16 protein-coding genes are annotated in these 16482 nt (G+C 49.2%); 11 read left to right on the top strand and 5 right to left on the bottom strand.

Going from position 1 to position 16482, the window contains the following annotated elements; translation table 11 throughout:
* The first annotated feature begins 2 nt into the window (after positions 1–2).
* Genes VJY99_RS03295 through VJY99_RS03280 form a run of 4 tightly spaced genes read left to right on the top strand, consistent with a single transcriptional unit; the run spans position 3 to position 4705 of the window.
* Positions 3–2537 carry a fimbria/pilus outer membrane usher protein gene (locus tag VJY99_RS03295; protein ID WP_324116298.1) on the top strand — a complete coding sequence of 845 codons (2535 nt, stop codon included), beginning with the start codon at positions 3–5 and terminating at the stop codon, positions 2535–2537.
* Between the two features lie 10 nt (positions 2538–2547).
* The gene (locus VJY99_RS03290) at positions 2548–3492 is read left to right on the top strand and encodes a fimbrial protein (protein ID WP_324116296.1); all 945 of its coding nucleotides are present in this window, start codon (positions 2548–2550) and stop codon (positions 3490–3492) included.
* Between the two features lie 14 nt (positions 3493–3506).
* Positions 3507–4028: a fimbrial protein gene (locus VJY99_RS03285; RefSeq protein ID WP_324116294.1), complete on the top strand. Its 522-nt coding sequence runs from the start codon at positions 3507–3509 to the stop codon at positions 4026–4028.
* A 41-nt stretch (positions 4029–4069) separates the two neighbouring features.
* Complete coding sequence (locus VJY99_RS03280) at positions 4070–4705, top strand: helix-turn-helix transcriptional regulator (RefSeq protein WP_324116292.1); 636 nt, start codon at positions 4070–4072, stop codon at positions 4703–4705.
* Between the two features lie 44 nt (positions 4706–4749).
* Here VJY99_RS03280 and yciA read toward each other — a convergent pair whose 3' ends face one another.
* Positions 4750–5142, bottom strand: coding sequence for an acyl-CoA thioester hydrolase YciA (gene yciA, locus VJY99_RS03275; RefSeq protein WP_324116290.1), 393 nt, complete (start codon positions 5140–5142; stop codon positions 4750–4752).
* Positions 5143–5290: 148 nt separating this feature from the next.
* Here yciA and VJY99_RS03270 point away from each other — a divergent pair, with 148 nt between their 5' ends.
* The gene (locus VJY99_RS03270; RefSeq protein WP_324116288.1) at positions 5291–5719 is read left to right on the top strand and encodes a hypothetical protein; all 429 of its coding nucleotides are present in this window, start codon (positions 5291–5293) and stop codon (positions 5717–5719) included.
* A gap of 79 nt (positions 5720–5798) precedes the next feature.
* Here VJY99_RS03270 and VJY99_RS03265 read toward each other — a convergent pair whose 3' ends face one another.
* Both VJY99_RS03265 and VJY99_RS03260 read right to left on the bottom strand, forming a co-directional pair.
* Positions 5799–6335 carry a septation protein A gene (locus VJY99_RS03265; protein ID WP_324116286.1) on the bottom strand — a complete coding sequence of 179 codons (537 nt, stop codon included), beginning with the start codon at positions 6333–6335 and terminating at the stop codon, positions 5799–5801.
* Positions 6336–6396: 61 nt separating this feature from the next.
* Positions 6397–7140, bottom strand: a complete 744-nt coding sequence (locus VJY99_RS03260) for a YciC family protein (RefSeq protein WP_324116284.1) — start codon at positions 7138–7140, stop codon at positions 6397–6399.
* 615 nt (positions 7141–7755) lie between these two features.
* On the opposite strand from VJY99_RS03260, the gene VJY99_RS03255 reads away from it, so the two are divergent.
* Positions 7756–9117: an aromatic acid/H+ symport family MFS transporter gene (locus VJY99_RS03255; RefSeq protein ID WP_324116282.1), complete on the top strand. Its 1362-nt coding sequence runs from the start codon at positions 7756–7758 to the stop codon at positions 9115–9117.
* A gap of 209 nt (positions 9118–9326) precedes the next feature.
* Positions 9327–10583: a gallate dioxygenase gene (locus VJY99_RS03250; RefSeq protein WP_324116280.1), complete on the top strand. Its 1257-nt coding sequence runs from the start codon at positions 9327–9329 to the stop codon at positions 10581–10583.
* Here VJY99_RS03250 and VJY99_RS03245 read toward each other — a convergent pair.
* Positions 10559–11791, bottom strand: coding sequence for a LysR substrate-binding domain-containing protein (locus VJY99_RS03245; protein WP_324116278.1), 1233 nt, complete (start codon positions 11789–11791; stop codon positions 10559–10561). The genes VJY99_RS03250 and VJY99_RS03245 overlap by 25 nt on opposite strands.
* Before the next feature lie 167 nt (positions 11792–11958).
* On the opposite strand from VJY99_RS03245, the gene galB reads away from it, so the two are divergent.
* From galB to VJY99_RS03225, 4 genes are read left to right on the top strand one after another with little or no spacing between them, the layout of a single operon-like run.
* Positions 11959–12699 carry a 4-oxalmesaconate hydratase gene (galB, locus tag VJY99_RS03240; RefSeq protein WP_324116276.1) on the top strand — a complete coding sequence of 247 codons (741 nt, stop codon included), beginning with the start codon at positions 11959–11961 and terminating at the stop codon, positions 12697–12699.
* Positions 12696–13406 (top strand): 4-carboxy-4-hydroxy-2-oxoadipate aldolase/oxaloacetate decarboxylase, encoded by a 711-nt coding sequence (locus VJY99_RS03235; RefSeq protein WP_324116274.1) that lies wholly within the window; start codon positions 12696–12698, stop codon positions 13404–13406. Before galB ends, VJY99_RS03235 begins: the two co-directional genes overlap by 4 nt.
* Position 13407: 1 nt before the next feature.
* Positions 13408–14490, top strand: a complete 1083-nt coding sequence (locus VJY99_RS03230) for a 4-oxalomesaconate tautomerase (RefSeq protein WP_324116272.1) — start codon at positions 13408–13410, stop codon at positions 14488–14490.
* 13 nt (positions 14491–14503) lie between these two features.
* The gene (locus VJY99_RS03225; RefSeq protein ID WP_324116271.1) at positions 14504–15382 is read left to right on the top strand and encodes an NAD(P)-dependent oxidoreductase; all 879 of its coding nucleotides are present in this window, start codon (positions 14504–14506) and stop codon (positions 15380–15382) included.
* An 86-nt stretch (positions 15383–15468) separates the two neighbouring features.
* On the opposite strand, the gene VJY99_RS03220 is transcribed toward VJY99_RS03225, so the two are convergent.
* Positions 15469–16380 carry a LysR family transcriptional regulator gene (locus VJY99_RS03220; RefSeq protein WP_324116269.1) on the bottom strand — a complete coding sequence of 304 codons (912 nt, stop codon included), beginning with the start codon at positions 16378–16380 and terminating at the stop codon, positions 15469–15471.
* Positions 16381–16482 lie beyond the last annotated feature (102 nt).

Below are 16482 nucleotides of genomic sequence, written 5' to 3'. Positions count from 1 at the left end.
TAATGATGAAAGCAAACAATCGTCTTCAATTACGATCGACCCATCTTGCCTGGTGTGTCGCACTGGCGTGTTCAGGTATGAGTGAAACCGCACAGTCGCGTGATTATTTTAACCCGGCATTACTCGAGGTTAATAACCCCTCTTCACAAGGAGCCGATCTTGCGGCCTTTGAAGATGGCGAACAGGCTGCCGGTATTTATCGTGTGGATATTGTTATTAACAACCAACTGGTCGATACCCGGGATATTACTTTCAGGATGGTTAAAGAAGGTAACGGAGAGGCAAAACTTCAGCCTTGTTTGTCTGCCGGTGTTTTACAAAGCTACGGCGTAAAAACAGCACTGTTCCCGCAGCTTAATGCTGACGCAGAATGCGCCAATCTTGCGGCTATTCCGCAGGCGCTAGCTGAGTTTTTATTTTCATCTCAGAAGTTGTTGCTGAGTATTCCTCAGGCGGCACTTTCCGCGCAGGCGCGCGGCTATGTGGCGCCAGAACTGTGGGATGAAGGTATTAACGCGCTGTTACTGAACTATAGCGTAAGCGGTAATAACACTTTTGTGCGTAATGGCCAGAATACGAATAGCCAGTATGCCAACCTGCGCCCGGGCATCAACTACGGCGCATGGCGCTTGCGTAACTACACCACATGGAATCGTGATAGCGACGGCAAAGACAGATGGGATACGGTTTACACCTACGCCCAGCGTGATGTCGTTGCCCTGAAAAGCCAGATGACGCTCGGCGATAGCTCCACACCTGCTGATGTGTTCGACAGTATTCCGTTCCGCGGCGGTCAGCTTGCCTCTGATGACGATATGTTACCCGACAGCCTGAAAGGCTACGCACCTGTGGTACGCGGAATTGCGCGTACTAATGCGCAGGTGATTATTCGCCAGGGCGGTTATGTCATTTATCAAAGCTACGTCGCACCAGGCGCCTTTGAAATTACCGACATGTACCCGACTGGTGGCTCCGGTGATCTATTTGTCACCATAAAAGAAGCCGACGGCAGCGAACAATACCTGGTTGTGCCTTTCGCATCCGTGCCTGTACTGCAGCGTGAAGGGCGACTGAAATACAGCCTGACCGGCGGTGAATATCGCTCATACAGCAGCAGCGTTGAAAAGACACCGCTGGCGCAGGGCACGGCAATTTATGGTCTGCCACACGGCTTTACTATTTATGGTGGTTTGCAGGAATCGAGTAAATACCAGTCATTAGCTCTGGGTATGGGTAAAAACCTCGGCGATATTGGTGCGATTTCTACGGATGTGACACAAGGGTGGTCAACGCCCAAAGGCGGCTTAAAAACTGACGGGCAGTCATGGCGCGTTCGTTACAGCAAGAACTTTACTGACAGCGGCACCAACTTTGCCATTGCGGGTTATCGTTATTCCACCTCCGGCTTCTACAGCATGCAGGAAATACTCGATACCTACAGCGATTCAAGCTTTAGAGACGATCGCCGTCGCAATCGTGCGGAAATGACCCTGAGTCAGGCGCTGGGTAAATCCATGGGGGCTGTGTCGCTGTCGGCTATCCGTGAGGATTACTGGAATATTAACAAGACCATGGAGTCGTATGGCGCGAGCTATAACAATGCCTGGAATAGCGTCAGTTACAGCCTGAATTACACATGGAGTAAAAACTCGACGGCAAATGGCAGCAATAGCGGGAAAACTTACACCAACGATCAACTGGTCTCCCTGAATATCAGCGTGCCGTTGTCAAACTTCCTGCCAAACAGCTGGGCGAACTACAACATGAACACCAGCAAGCAGGGCAATACCACCCATAATATCGGTGTCAGTGGTATCGCGTTACCAGGCAACGCTCTGAGCTGGAACGTGCAGCAGGGCTACGGAACGAACGGTGTCGGTTATACCGGAAATATGAATGCTGATTACCGGGGAACTTACGGCGAAGCGCTGGCAGGGTATAGCTATGATCAGCATTCGCAGCGTTTGAACTATGGCCTGTCCGGTGGAGTACTTGCTCACAGTGACGGCGTTACGCTGGCGCAGCCTTTTGGCGAAACCATTGCGTTGGTGAAAGCACCGGGTGCTGCCAGTGTTGGGGTGTTGAACCAGAATGGGGTGAAAACGGATTATCGCGGCTACACCGTGGTGAGCAATATGACGCCATTCCGTAAAAATGACATCAGTTTCGATACTTCCAGTATGCCGGATAACGTTGAGCTGGAATTAACCACAAAAACCGTGGTACCGACGCGTGGTGCGGTGGTGCGTGCGGTTTATCAGGCGAACGTTGGGCAAAGAGCACTTATTAATCTGAGACGTAGCAATGGTGAACCTGTTCCATTCGGCGCCATTGTGTCGATGAATAATAAAGACACCGATAACCACGGCTTTATTGTGGGTGATGGCGGGCAGGTTTATTTAACCGGTCAGAGTAATAAACTCGATTTCACAGTGAAATGGGGTGAGGACGCAACACAAATTTGCCAGGTTAATACAACATTACCTGAAGCGAAAATGGATGCATCTGTTATGCAGCTTGATGCAGTGTGTCGTTGAGGATTTATAAATGAAATACTTATTTGTTTTTATCGCATTGCTAATTTCAGGCTATGTAAGTGCTGCTTGCGTAACGGCGACAAATGATATATCCACCATTTCTCCGGGCAATATGATTGTTCAGCGCGATGCACCCGTAGGAACCATTATAGGGTCATTCAGAACGGTACAAGTACAGGCGATAATAGCTCTTTGTTATCCATCTGGAACCCGGCATGCATATTTTGATTATATGGGGGCGGTGGCTATTTCTCCGGGCCTGTATCAAACAAATATCCCGGGAGTGGGTATTTACCAAGAGAATGCAGATACTCACGTGAGAACTTTCACAAGCACATCGACTACAATTACGATGGGAACCCCAGGCTTCAATGGTGTTATAAACATCTGGCCTGGAGCGGATAGTAATATAGTTTTTGTTAAAACAGGAAATATTACCTCGGGTTTTTTACAGCCAGGAATGATATCGCATCAAGTCGTTGCTGATGATGGTGGAACAATGCGGGAAATTGATTTGACTGGAGGAAGCGTGACGCAAGTGGCCTGCTCAATAAAAACGCCTAATTTAGTCTTCCCGTTGGGGGATGTACCGGTTTCAACTTTTGGAAATACCATCGGTTTTATACCTGACGTGAGTACCACCCAAAACCTGGGGTTAGACTGTGATGCGGGTGCGAATATTAATGTCTCGCTAAATGGGACACAAAATCCGGATAGTTCAGATGCCAGCGTATTAGCACTGAATAACCAGGGTGGGAGTGATGTCGCCAGTGGTGTTGGGATTCAGCTTCTGTATAACGATGCCCCTTTAGCGCTGAACAACACAATTGTGCTGAAAAACTCACCGGGTGGTGTCGAAACATTCCCTCTGAAGGCGCGTTTTATTCAGACTCAAACAACGGTCACGGCTGGCGATGCCAGTACTAATGCCACGCTACAATTAACCTATCAATAAGGGCGGTAATTATCATGAATAAGACCATTACTGCTTTGATACTCTCGGGAGCAGCACTGTGCTATGCCGGTATGGCCAGCGCTGCCGACATGGTTAATATCAGTGTGACCGGGCGTGTGGTGGCAACACCGTGTGTCGTCGATACCGATACTGTTTCGAAACAGGTTGATTTAGGGCAGGCGTTTGCAAATAACCTTAATCAGCCCGGCGGGAATCCAGTCTGGAAGGACTTCCAGCTTTTATTAACCCAATGCCCGGCTGCAACGCATTCCGCAACGGCAACGTTTAGCGGTGATGTTGACAGTACCGACCCGACAGCATTTAAGAATCTCGGCACGGGGGTTAATAGCGCCTTGCAGATGACAAATACTGACCATTCGGTTATTTACGGTAATGCCAGCCAAATGACAGTTAACGTTGATAATTCAACGCGCCAGGCAATATTCCCGCTTTCTGCGAGAATATTCAGTCCTGCTGAAAATGCGACAGGTGGAACGTTTAATGCTGCGGTAAGCGTTGTATTTACTTACCAGTAAGATCATATTTTAGGTTAAGTAGCATTCTGAGAAATGAAAAGATGTTAAATATTGCCATTGATGATTCTGATTCACTGTATCGTAACGGAATGGAAATCTTTCTTGAAGAATTATTTCTTGAAGAACAAAATGAACCTGTACAGTTTAACGCACTGACCAGGTCAAATGCGACCCAGGTTGATATCATTGTAAAAAGCTTTGTGGCAGGTGCTGAATATATCTGTCAACCCATGTTAAAATATCGCAATAAGCCTGGGGTTATTATCGGTATCTATGATGGGGACAAATCTCCCCATCATAATGAATTACCGCTGTGTATTAAAAATATCGTGTTTATCAACCGATCAGAGCCATTAAGCAAGGCGCGTGAACAGGTTGTTCAGGCGTGGGAAGATAGTGTTAAAAACGCCAAAACGTTAAATGGAAAGAAATGTTTGAAATGCAAATATCGCACGTTAACACCGCAGCAACTGACGATTGCTAAACATCTGCTACGGGGTCATGACCTTATAGGCATAGCAAAATTACTAGAAATCAATGTCAAAACTGTCAGCGCCCATAAACGGTTAATGATGAATAAATTTAACCTCACTTCTGATTGTGAGTTACTGCAGTTTCTTAATAATCTGAAAATGCATAATCCACCCATACATTTGTTTATGGATAAATATTTATAACAAAGAAATGTGCCATCAGGCGCATTTCTTTGTTACGGAGTGATTTAGTTCGGAATCGGGCGCGGTTTACCTGCGGTATCCACAGCCACATAAATGAAAATGGCCTCTGTCGCTTTGTAACGCTGCCCAATAGGCTCAGAAGAGACCTTTTTCACCCAAACTTCCACGTTAATCGTGATGGAACTGGTGCCTTGTTTTATGCATTTTGCATAGCAACACACCACATCCCCCACGGCGACTGGCTTAAGGAATGTCATCCCGTCGACACGCACAGTGACTACTCGTCCTTTTGCGATTTCTTTAGCCTGAATGGCGCCACCCATGTCCATTTGTGACATCAACCAGCCACCAAAAATATCACCGTTGGCGTTAGTATCAGCAGGCATTGCCATCGTGCGTAATACTAATTCCCCTGAAGGAGTGTCTTGCTGGATCATTTGTCTTCCTGAAAAGGTCAGTTTTGCGGTTTATAGCAATAGTTTAATAGCATCAGGCATTTCAGTCACGAAGTAGCATTATTCACTTAAAGGCTTTGATTTAAGAATGGCAAAATTGCACTTTAATCGATACTACACAGTGGACAACATGAAGAAATTTGCACTTATTGCCATCAGTCTTCTCACGCTATCCAGCCAGCCTAGTTTTGCGGGAAGTAAAACGTTGGTGGAGTACGGCGTTGTTCAAAATAGCCAAATTATCGCAACCCAGAATCATTCCCGACCGTTACGTACCATTGCAGCGGGTGCCGCAGGTGCAGCTATTGGCAACCAATTTGGCGGCGGTTCGGGGAAAACCATCATGACTGCCACGGGAGCGGTTGCTGGGGCAGAAGTATCACGCCGCCGTCAGAGCCAACAGCAGGGCGCTCAACAGGTGAATTTGCAGATCAAGACCAACGGTGGGCAACTCATCCAGGTGGTACAGGATTATAATGGCAGCATCACATTTAGACCTGGGGATAAGGTTCGCATACTGACGTCGGGTTCGAATACGACGGTGGATAAATCCGCTTAATTGTCATTGCTTGAAATAAAAAAGCACACATTTGATGTATCAATCAATGTGTGCTTTTTTTAACCGTGAAGCTTGAGAATTACTTCTCTTCTTGAGGCATATGCTTGTAGATGTACACACCGCTGAGCAGGGTAAACACCAGTGTGGCAGCCGTCAGGCCGAACACTTTAAAGTTGACCCAAACGCTTTGTGGCAGCCAAAACGCGACGTAAATATTCAGCGCACCGCAGGCAATAAAGAACAGCGCCCAGGCGATATTCAGACGAGACCACACGGTTTCAGGCAGAGAGATTTCCTTACCTAGCATCCGTTGAATCAATGGCTTGCCCATCACAAACTGGCTAATCAGCAACGCAACAGCAAACAGCCCGTAGATCACCGTCACTTTCCATTTAATAAATTCATCATTATGGAAGAACAACGTCAGGCCGCCGAATACAGCAACCATCAAGAAAGTAATCAACGCCATCTTTTCCAGCTTGCGGAATTTGTACCAGCTGTACACCAGTGCAAAACCGGTTGCGACGATCAATGCGCCGGAAGCCACGTAGATGTCGTACATCTTGTAGAATGCGAAGAAAACAATGAGGGGCAGGAAATCGAGAAACTGCTTCATAATCTGTTCCGTAAAAAATGACTCCTGAGCACTGGAAACCAGGCTCAGGACCAGGTGAAAGTTATTGGCGAACCAGCATATACAAACGGAATAAATAGATGAGCAATACGGCAGAAATAAGATTGCTTATCGTATTCGCTACCACCGCGCCAACAGAGGGGGATAGCGCTGCAAACGAAGATGCGAGCATCAGCAGTGCGGTCTTTGCCAGCAACCAGCTAATAACAGCGGGTGCCACAAGGCGCATATTTGACCAGGCAAGACGCATACTGCTGCGCAGTGACTGGAAGACTCCCGCTTTATCCTGAACAACCATGATCGGTGCGAATGACAGCAAAATTGCTAACAACACGCCCGGCACCACAATCAACATGATGCCAATCTGCACCAGGAAAGTCGTCAGGAACATCAGAATAAAGATTTTAGGCAACACGGGAGCCGACGTACCAATGGCACGAAGCGCACTCACACGTTGCCCGGCACTGACCATCTGAATAAGCACGAGCACGCTACCTGCAAGGATAGCATTGCCGATCAGACCAGCAAATGTCGAAGCCGCAGAGGCCTTGAGTAACATTTGCTGTTGCTCAGGAGTCATGTTCTGCACAAGGTCAAACAGCCCAACACTATTCGATAAATTGTCTCCTTCACTAAGGATAGACAATTGCTCGTCACTGGGTGAAAAAGCGTGCCCGATCACAACCGAAATAAAAGCACAAAGCAACGCGATCAGTAAAACAGTAACAAACTGATTGCGTAGAAAATTCCCCGTGTCACGGTACACAGAACCTGCCGTGATAGACATGCACTCTCCTTGATGTTGCGCGGTTAAAAATCAGCGGCCAATTGTACCCTGGATGAAGGACGGTGGCACCGACAAGATGTAAGCCTTGAGTAAGTTACTGTCAGCGAGAAAAATTGATCTGGAGTGGGGATGTCGTTTTACCCATAAGTTGACATAGTAGACCCATAGGCTGACATAAAATTGCAGCATAGGCCGCCACAACCTGAATGTGTACTAAAGCAACAACATGTTGGGGGTTTTATGTACCGTCGACATCTAAAACACTCCCGGGTTAAAAATCTCTTCAAATTTGCCAGCGCCAGATTTTCCCTGCGATTCACTGAGTTAATCATATTTCACCGCAAAAACTATAATTCCTCTGAATGCAGGCTCTATGCGAGGAGCTGCTTTCAACTATCTGATTTATTTAATTATATCCAACATATGTAATTCATTTTTTTAATATGGAAATTGTTGTAAACCTCACAGTATAAATAAAACTCATATCTCTAAAATTTTTTCAGCCCACGAGCCTGACGGTGTTGCTTTACCTTAAACAGACCCTACACGACAAACCGCTCAATTCATTCAAGTGGCGGTAATCGCAGCACTATCATAAAAAAGGCGAGCAACGTTATGAGTATTCCAAATAATGTAGACGTTAAAGCGTGGATAGATTCAAGACCCATTACCGGCTATCAATGGTTAGTGGTGGCAGCAGGGTTGCTGATCATTATGTTTGACGGCTATGACACGGCCATCATGGGTTTTATCGTGCCGGAATTACTGGCGAAGTGGGGACTGAGCCGTGCAGAGATAGGCCCTGTGCTCGGCTGCGCAATGTTTGGTGTGGCACTTGGGGCGCTCATCACCGGGCCTTTGGCTGACCGGTATGGACGTAAACGTCTTTTACTGCTTTCCGTTGCAGTTTTCGCGCTTTTTAGCCTGCTCTCGGCGTTTTCATCTTCTCCTGAAGAATTGGCGTTGATGCGCTTTATCACAGGACTGGGGCTTGGTGCGGCAATGCCTAACTGCGTGACGTTGATAGCTGAATATATTCCGTCACGTCGACAGGGGGTGATGATCACATTGATGTATAGCGGATTCAGTATCGGCTCAGGCATCGCAGGCTTCATCGCGGCGTGGATGATACCGGCGTGGGGCTGGAAATCAGTGCTGATTTTTGGTGGTATTGCCCCGTTAGTGCTGTTGCCATTACTGCTGTGGTTTTTACCCGAATCACCGATGTTTATGGTGGCTCGTCATTTCCCATCAGAAAAAATTGCCGCGACTTTGCAGCGTATGGGCGGAGTGTTCAGCTCAGGAACACAGTTTGTCCTGATGAACCCAGTCGCAGAAAAATCATCGCGAGTAAAACAACTGTTCACGCCGAGCTATGCGTGGGGCACGGTTGTGCTGTGGCTGACCTATTTCATGGGCCTGTTCGTGATTTACATGCTCAATGGTTGGTTACCTACGGTACTGCGTGATGGTGGAATTAACCTGCAACATGCCGCGATAATTACTGGCGTCTTCCAGCTTGGTGGCATTGGCGGCGGTATCATTGTGGGCTCGTTGATGGACCGTTTGTCACGTAAAAAAGTGATCGGCACATTTTATCTGCTCGGTAGCCTCAGTTTGTTAACGCTCGGTATGTTCAATTTCTCCCCGTTATTACTTGGCTTATTCGTCTTTATCAGTGGTGTCTGCATTAACGGTGCACAGACTGGCATGCAAGCTTTTGCGCCAGCGTTCTATCCAACGGGCATTCGTGCCACGGGCGTAAGCTGGATGCATGGCATGGGTCGTACTGGCGCGATTCTCAGCACCACAACGGGTGGCTTACTCATCGGTTTATTTTCCGGCCCAGGCGCAATCTTTTACATCCTTGCGCTACCGGCACTGTTGGCGATGTTGATAGTGATTAACCATCGTGATGGACGTGCGCAAACCGCGAGTGAAAGTCACTTCGTTGCCGTGAGTCGTGAAATGAAATAAGCGCAGAAGCGAGGAAATATTGACACAGATAGAAGGGGAGGTAGAAGCGGTACGTGAACTCACTCCCTTCATCTGCGAGTATCAACTGGCAATGCCAGAAAGAGCGCCGTTACCGGGGATATGCCGAAGTCAGCTCTGGCCTGCACACAGCAGTGCCAAAAATAATCTAATAAAAACAGCCTAATTTAACGATACGTGGAGAAGACAACATGGCAAAAATTATTGGCGGACTGGCCGTTTCACATACGCCAACCATCGGTTTTGCAGTCGACAACAACAAACAAAAAGAGCAGGCGTGGGAACCGATTTTTTCAAGTTTCGAGCCGATGCAACGCTGGCTTGCCGAGAAAAAACCGGATGTTCTGCTGTATGTGTTTAACGACCATGTGACTTCATTTTTCTTTGATCATTACTCAACCTTTGCATTGGGTATTGATGATGAATACCAGGTTGCTGATGAAGGTGGCGGCTCGCGTGACCTGCCACCGGTTAAAGGTCATGCAGCGTTGTCGAGGCACATCGGTACCAGTCTGATGAGCGATGAGTTTGATATGAGTTTCTTCATGGATAAGCCGCTCGACCACGGTCTTTTTTCACCGTTGTCTGCCTTGTTGCCGTCCCAGGGAGGCTGGCCTACACAAGTGGTGCCGCTGCAGATCGGCGTGTTGCAATTTCCTATCCCCAGCGCTCGTCGGTGTTACAAGCTGGGTCAAGCTTTGCGTCGGGCAATTGAAAGCTTCCCGGAAGATCTCTCTGTAGCGATCGTGGCGACAGGCGGGTTGTCGCACCAGGTTCATGGTGAACGTTGCGGATTTAATAATCCCGATTGGGATGCGCAGTTTGTTGATGCGCTGGCTAACGATCCCGAAAGCCTGGCGCAACTGACGGTGGCGGAATATGCCCAACTGGGTGGCATGGAAGGGGCGGAAGTGATTATGTGGCTGGTGATGCGTGGCGCGTTATCGGCAAACGTGACCATCACGCACCAGTCATATTATCTGCCTTCAATGACCGGGATCGCGACGCTGATTCTGGAGAACCATGCCCGCACTTTACCGGTCGATACTGCTGCCCGCCACCGTACTCATATCGCTCAGGAACTGGCGGGAGTCGAGCAACTGGAAGGGACTTATCCCTTTACACACGAACGCAGTCTTAACGCACTTCGCCTGAATCGCTTTTTACACAAACTGGTTCAGCCGGAATGGCGCGTCCGTTTTCGCCAGCAGCCGGAACAACTCTACCAGCAAGAAGGCCTTACGGACCAGGAACAGCAGATGTTGCGAGACCGCGACTGGCGTAAACTGATTCAGTACGGCGCGAGCTTCTTCCTGCTGGAAAAATTCGGTGCTGTAACGGGTGTTTCAAACCTGCATATTTATGCCGCGATGCGCGGCATGACACTGGATGAATTTCAGAAAACGCGTAATCAGCAGGTGCTCTACTCCGTTGCGGGCAAAGAATAATCTTCAATTTTCGGTGGCACAGGTTGGTAGTTGCCGACGACTTCGCGGATGGCCTGCAATAACGCCTGTGCTGCAGGAGAGTGTAAAGCACCCTGACGCCATGTCAGCCCAATGGCACGGTGAGTATTGGGTAACTCAACCGGCAACTTGACCAGCACCCCAGCCGCCAGCTCATATTCAAGCTGGTGGCTGGAGATTGCCGTTAACATATCCGAATTCAACAATAAGCTGCGCGTAATCGCCAGATCGCCGGTTTCCACCCGTGGCTGTGGTTCGGCAATCCCCAATTGACCAAAAGTGTGGCTTAACAATTTGCGGGCCGGCGTTGCCGCTCGAGGCAAAATCCATTGCGCGGCAGCAAGTTGCTCGACGCTAACCGCGCCTTGCGATAACGGATGGTTGCGGCGTGCAAGAATTACCATTTCTTCGGTAAACAGCGCTTCATTGGTGATATCTGCCGTACCGTCGCGTAGTGCGCCAAAAATGAAATCGACGTTACCCGCACGTAATTCCGAAATGAGTGAGGTAAATGCACTTTCATTGGTTATCACGTTCACACCCGGAAAACGTACCAGTAGGTTGAGAATGGCTTCGGGCAGCAACCGCGTGCGGCCTAATGGGAGTGCCCCAATATGTACACTGCCGCGTAAAATCCCCTGGTGGGCGGCAATATCCGCAGGGATATGGCGCAATTCATTCAGTGTGCGACTGATATTACTGGCAATTTCCTGACCTGCTCGGGTTGGCATCATCCCCTTTGGCGTACGCTGAAACAGCGCTAATCCTGCCCCTTTTTCCAGCATTTTCAATGCAGCACTGACGGCCGGCTGGCTGACCTGAAACATGTCCGCAACCGTCTGGGTGTGATGAACCTGAAATAGCGCCATAAAAACTTCCAGACGACGGGTGTTGTATAGCCAGATGGGTTCGGCAAGTTCTCGTCCGGCGATTTCTTTCCCCTTAACGCTGGCGATAATTTTAGGAATACTTTTCAGCTCATCAATAGCCTGTCGCGCGCGCGGAAAAATACATTTTCCAAATTCCGTTAATAACATTCCACTGGCATGCCGTTCGAAGAGCTTTATTGACAAACTGTGTTCTAAGTCACGAATTGAACGGGTGATGGCAGACTGGGTGCGAAATAAATTATCTGCCGCACGAGAAACCGTTCCGTGAGCCGCAACCTGACAGAAGGCCCTGATTTGCATGATATTAATCATTTCATATGAAGGTGTTTTTTTCATGCTTTCGCCATTAATCAAGATCTGATGAATAACCAACATAAATAAAAATCATATCTCAGGCAATTAAACTGATTACCCACCCTGAATACCGCGTGACAGTATTTATGCATACACACAACAAGGAGCCCAACATGACAAATAATACGGCAGCAAAAACGGGGTTAGTGGTCAGCGCACATTCAGCAGACTTTGTCTGGCGAGCAGGTGGTGCCATCGCATTACACACGTCGCGCGGTTACAACATGCATGTTGTGTGCCTCTCTTTTGGTGAGCGTGGTGAATCCGCAAAGCTGTGGCGTAAAGGCGAAATGACGGAAGAAAACGTCAAAGTTGTGCGCAAAGAGGAAGCCATGGCGGCAGCAGAAGTGTTGGGGGCCAGCATTGAATTTTTCGATATGGGCGATTACCCACTCCGCGCCGATAAGGAGTCTCTGTTCCGCCTGGCGGATGTCTACCGCCGCGTTCAGCCACACTTTGTCCTGAGCCATTCACTGCATGATCCTTATAACTACGACCATCCGCTGGCGACGCATTTGGCGCAGGAAGCACGCATCATTGCTCAGGCGGAAGGCTATCGTCCTGGTGAGCCGATTATCGGTGCTCCGCCAGTTTACTGCTTTGAACCTCACCAACCCGAGCAGTGCAACTGGAAGCCAGATGTCCTGCTGGACATCACCGCTGTGTGGGAGAAAAAGTATCAGGCCATTCAGTGCATGGCGGGGCAGGAGCATCTTTGGGAATACTACACCCGTGTTGCGTTACAACGCGGCGTTCAGGCAAAACGTAATATCGGCATTACTGCGGCTAAAACTCTCACTCATGCGGAAGGCTTCCAGAGCATATTCCCGCGCGTGACGGAGGATTTATCATGAGCCTGATGAATAAAAGTGGTCTTGTGGTGCGGAATATCCCTCGTAGTGATGTCGCTCAGTTTGAGCTATGGCGCCGGTTGGGGGTCGCGACAGTGCATGAAGCGCAAGGACGCAAAGGACTACTGGACAGCGCCATCCGCCCTGTTCAACAGGGTAAAGCCATCGCGGGGAATGCGGTCACTGTGCTGGTAACACCGGGTGATAACTGGATGTTCCATGTGGCGGTCGAGCAATGCCGTCCTGGTGACGTGCTGGTGGTTGCTCCTACTTCACCTTGCCGTGATGGTTTTTTTGGTGACTTGCTGGCGACGTCGCTTAAAGCACGCGGTGTGGTAGGGCTGATTGGCGATATCGGGATTCGGGACAGTCATGTATTACGTGAGATGGATTTCCGCGTTTGGTCCCGTGCTGTCTGTGCCCAGGGAACGGTGAAAGAAACGCTTGGGTCGGTGAATGTCCCCATTCTGTGCGCAGGACAGGTGATTTATCCGGGGGATGTCGTCGTCGCCGATGATGACGGAGTGGTGGTGGTACCGTTTGATGATGCAATGTCTGTACTTGAAAATGCACTCAAACGTGAATCCCTGGAGGAGGGGAAGCGCCAGCGACTGGCCGACGGTGAGTTAGGACTGGATATTTATAATATGCGCCAGCGGCTGGCAGAAAAGGGTCTTCGCTATATCGACACTGTTGATGAGTTGAACTGAAATGAAACAGCGCAAAATCCCTTGTCTGTACATGCGCGGAGGTACGTCGAAAGCCGCCTGTTTTCTGGCTGCTGATTTACCCGCCGATCCCGCTTTGCGCGATAGCGTGTTACTGGCTGTTATGGGGTCGCCGGACCCCCGGCAAATTGATGGCCTTGGCGGTGCTGATCCACTGACCAGTAAAGTCGCAATCATTCAGCCCTCCCAACGGGATGGCGTGGACGTTGATTATCTGTTTGCGCAAGTGAACGTCAATACAGCTGTCGTTGATTATGGTCAGAATTGCGGCAACATCCTGGCGGCGGTAGGGCCGTTCGCTATCGAGCGAGGGCTTATCAAACCGCAGAAAGAAAGGACGCAAATCAGTATCTATATGGAAAATACCGGGCAAATCGCGCGTGCCATTGTCCCAACGACACCAGAGGGTGTGGAGTATCAGGGGGACTTACGCATTGATGGCGTTCCAGGTCGTGCGGCAGAAATTGTCCTGAATTTCCAGGATATCGCCGGTTCAAGCTGTGGTGCGCTACTGCCAACGGGAAATGCACAGGACGATGTCGACGGTATCCCTGTTACCTGTATCGATAATGGTATGCCAGTTATTCTCATTCGGGCCGAAGATCTGCAACGTAGTGGTTATGAAAGCCGCGAAATGCTGGATAACGATGGAGAGTTGAAACAAAAGCTGGAATCCATCCGCCTGCAAATGGGGCCGAAAATGCAGCTTGGCGATGTTACGCACCGGACAGTCCCAAAAATGACATTGCTGGCGGAACCGCGCAATGGAGGGGCTATCTCCAGCCGTACGTTTATTCCACATCGTTGCCATGCATCAGTCGGTGTACTGGGGGCGGTGAGTATTGCGACTGCCTGTCTTATTCCCAACACCGTCGCTGAAGGGTTGGCGCGAATCAGCGATACCCCATCACAGCGAGTCAGTGTTGAACACCCCACTGGAGAATTCAGCGTATTGTTGCAGCTTGAAGGGCGACATATTGCGGGTTGCGGGCTGCTGCGCACTGCCCGCCTGATTTTTGAAGGGCAAGTGGCTATCTCAGGCGCGATCTGGCCTCAGGACATGTAATAAGGAAAACAGTATGGCGAACATCACAGTTATTGGTTTCGGCGAAGCAGGAACGATTTTCGCCAGCGAACTGGTGAAGTACCACCAGGTGACAGTTTGGGACAGTAAACTGATTGGCGATGCAGGCGAAGCGATGCGCAATAAAGCCCGCATCTGTGGTGTACACGCGGCGGGTTCCCTGGCCGACGCACTGGAAAATGCTGAGTGGATTTTTTCCCTGGTGACGGCGGGAAACTCGCTCAATCTGGTGCTTGAATGCCAGCCATTACTGCGCAAGGGGCAGTCTTTTCTGGATTGTAATTCTGTAGCACCAGGCACAAAGCGGCAGGCTGCCGAATGTTGCCTTGGGCGTGCAAACTATGTCGATGTGGCCGTGATGGCACCTGTTCCACCGAAACGCGCCGCGACACCACTGCTGATTGGCGGTGAAACTGCGCGACAAACCGTACAGTTTTTACAACAATCAGGGCTCAATGCAAGCTTTGGCAGCAATCAAGTGGGTGATGTATCAGCGATTAAAATGTGCCGCAGTGTGATGATAAAAGGGCTGGAGGCATTAACCACTGAATGCCTTCTTGCAGCTCGACATTACGGAGTCGAAGACGAGGTATTAGCCTCGCTGCACGCCAGTTTTCCTTCGCTGGGCTGGGACGGAGATTTCCCACATTACATGATAAGCCGGGTGGCAGAACATGGTGTTCGCCGTGCAGAGGAAATGCGAGAAGTGGTGAAAATGATAGAAGACGCGGGCCTTCCAGCCAGTATGAGCATTGGCACAATAGCCACGCAGCAGAGGTTACCAGAAAGAATGACACAACGAGGGGTCGTATGGGAAACCCTTCAACCTTTTGACTGGAAACAAACTGCAGATGATTTGTTCCTGCGTCGTTAGTCAGGGAAGGCGGTCCGGTGAGAATAATTTAGATGCGGACGCTTTACGAGTTCTGCACATGACAACGATAATGGCCTTTGAAATGTCTATTGAAGCGGTGACGATTCAACGTTCGGGAACGGATTCCCTTTAGAGATGATTTCCATCAATTCTGGTATGTAAGGTGTAACGGTCATTTTCACCATCGCAGGGAAGAAGATCTGCGGTGCCGGGAAAATATCTATCACGTGACAGTGTGTTAACTGACCAGGGTCTACCTCTGAAGCCGGAAGCAAGGTCGCAGCTTCAAAACCTGCTTCCAGCCAATCAAGGATGGCTCCGGGTTGAGTGATATGCATAATAATATTCGGCATCACTCCCGCATTACGAAAAAGTTCCAGCAGGATTTCGTAGGTACCGGTGTCTCTTGCACGATGGAGTAAAATCAGTGGGAAATTTGCCAGTTCCAGAAAAGGAAGAGCGCCTTCTGGCGGCGTTGACAGCAGTTTTTTGCTAATAACCGCGACAAGTTTTACGGGTTCAAATGCCACGATGTCATATCCTTCACTGCTATATGGTTTCTGAATCAGCGCCACATCCAACTGCCCCTCATTGAGTTTCTCTTCAAGATGGCTCGAATCCAGCACAGAAATATTCAGCTCAAACGTCGGGTGCGCTCGGTGTAAAGCAAGCAACAGTGGCTGGAACCACCGTTGAAAAAGGTGGCTTAATCCAATACGCAGAACTTTTCCATTTCGGTTATTTATCTGCCGTGTTTCAAGAGCGGCACTTTCTACCTGACGAAGGATCTCGCAGGCTCGCCGGTAAAGGTGATAGCCAGCCTGGGTGGGTATGATTCGACTACCGTTACGTTCAAAAAGTATGACATCCAGTTCATTTTCCAACTCCCGGATACGCTTGCTAAGGGGAGGTTGAGCCATATTCAACATTCTGGCGGCCTGACTGATAGAACCATGCTCTATGACTTTACAAAAATAACGCAGCCTCTTCAGATCCATTCTTTCATCCTACCCTCATCTTTTTGATCTGGACTCTAACACTAAAACGGTATTTCCCCTTTCATTTTGAATGGGTATATCGTTTAGCCCGTTAAATCAATT

It is taken from the genome of Buttiauxella sp. (genome assembly GCF_035271705.1).
Classification (GTDB): domain Bacteria; phylum Pseudomonadota; class Gammaproteobacteria; order Enterobacterales; family Enterobacteriaceae; genus Buttiauxella.
The sequence above is the reverse complement of the archived record's forward strand: the minus strand, read 5'-3'. Positions and strand labels throughout refer to the sequence as shown.

Bases quoted from the DNA above. Each gene is read 5' to 3' on its own strand.
- VJY99_RS03295 (WP_324116298.1), top strand. From the start codon at position 3: ATGATGAAAGCAAACAATCGTCTTCAATTACGATCGACCCATCTTGCC.
- VJY99_RS03290 (WP_324116296.1), top strand. From the start codon at position 2,548: ATGAAATACTTATTTGTTTTTATCGCATTGCTAATTTCAGGCTATGTA.
- VJY99_RS03285 (WP_324116294.1), top strand. From the start codon at position 3,507: ATGAATAAGACCATTACTGCTTTGATACTCTCGGGAGCAGCACTGTGC.
- VJY99_RS03280 (WP_324116292.1), top strand. From the start codon at position 4,070: ATGTTAAATATTGCCATTGATGATTCTGATTCACTGTATCGTAACGGA.
- yciA (WP_324116290.1), bottom strand. From the start codon at position 5,142: ATGATCCAGCAAGACACTCCTTCAGGGGAATTAGTATTACGCACGATG.
- VJY99_RS03270 (WP_324116288.1), top strand. From the start codon at position 5,291: ATGAAGAAATTTGCACTTATTGCCATCAGTCTTCTCACGCTATCCAGC.
- VJY99_RS03265 (WP_324116286.1), bottom strand. From the start codon at position 6,335: ATGAAGCAGTTTCTCGATTTCCTGCCCCTCATTGTTTTCTTCGCATTC.
- VJY99_RS03260 (WP_324116284.1), bottom strand. From the start codon at position 7,140: ATGTCTATCACGGCAGGTTCTGTGTACCGTGACACGGGGAATTTTCTA.
- VJY99_RS03255 (WP_324116282.1), top strand. From the start codon at position 7,756: ATGAGTATTCCAAATAATGTAGACGTTAAAGCGTGGATAGATTCAAGA.
- VJY99_RS03250 (WP_324116280.1), top strand. From the start codon at position 9,327: ATGGCAAAAATTATTGGCGGACTGGCCGTTTCACATACGCCAACCATC.
- VJY99_RS03245 (WP_324116278.1), bottom strand. From the start codon at position 11,791: ATGCAAATCAGGGCCTTCTGTCAGGTTGCGGCTCACGGAACGGTTTCT.
- galB (WP_324116276.1), top strand. From the start codon at position 11,959: ATGACAAATAATACGGCAGCAAAAACGGGGTTAGTGGTCAGCGCACAT.
- VJY99_RS03235 (WP_324116274.1), top strand. From the start codon at position 12,696: ATGAGCCTGATGAATAAAAGTGGTCTTGTGGTGCGGAATATCCCTCGT.
- VJY99_RS03230 (WP_324116272.1), top strand. From the start codon at position 13,408: ATGAAACAGCGCAAAATCCCTTGTCTGTACATGCGCGGAGGTACGTCG.
- VJY99_RS03225 (WP_324116271.1), top strand. From the start codon at position 14,504: ATGGCGAACATCACAGTTATTGGTTTCGGCGAAGCAGGAACGATTTTC.
- VJY99_RS03220 (WP_324116269.1), bottom strand. From the start codon at position 16,380: ATGGATCTGAAGAGGCTGCGTTATTTTTGTAAAGTCATAGAGCATGGT.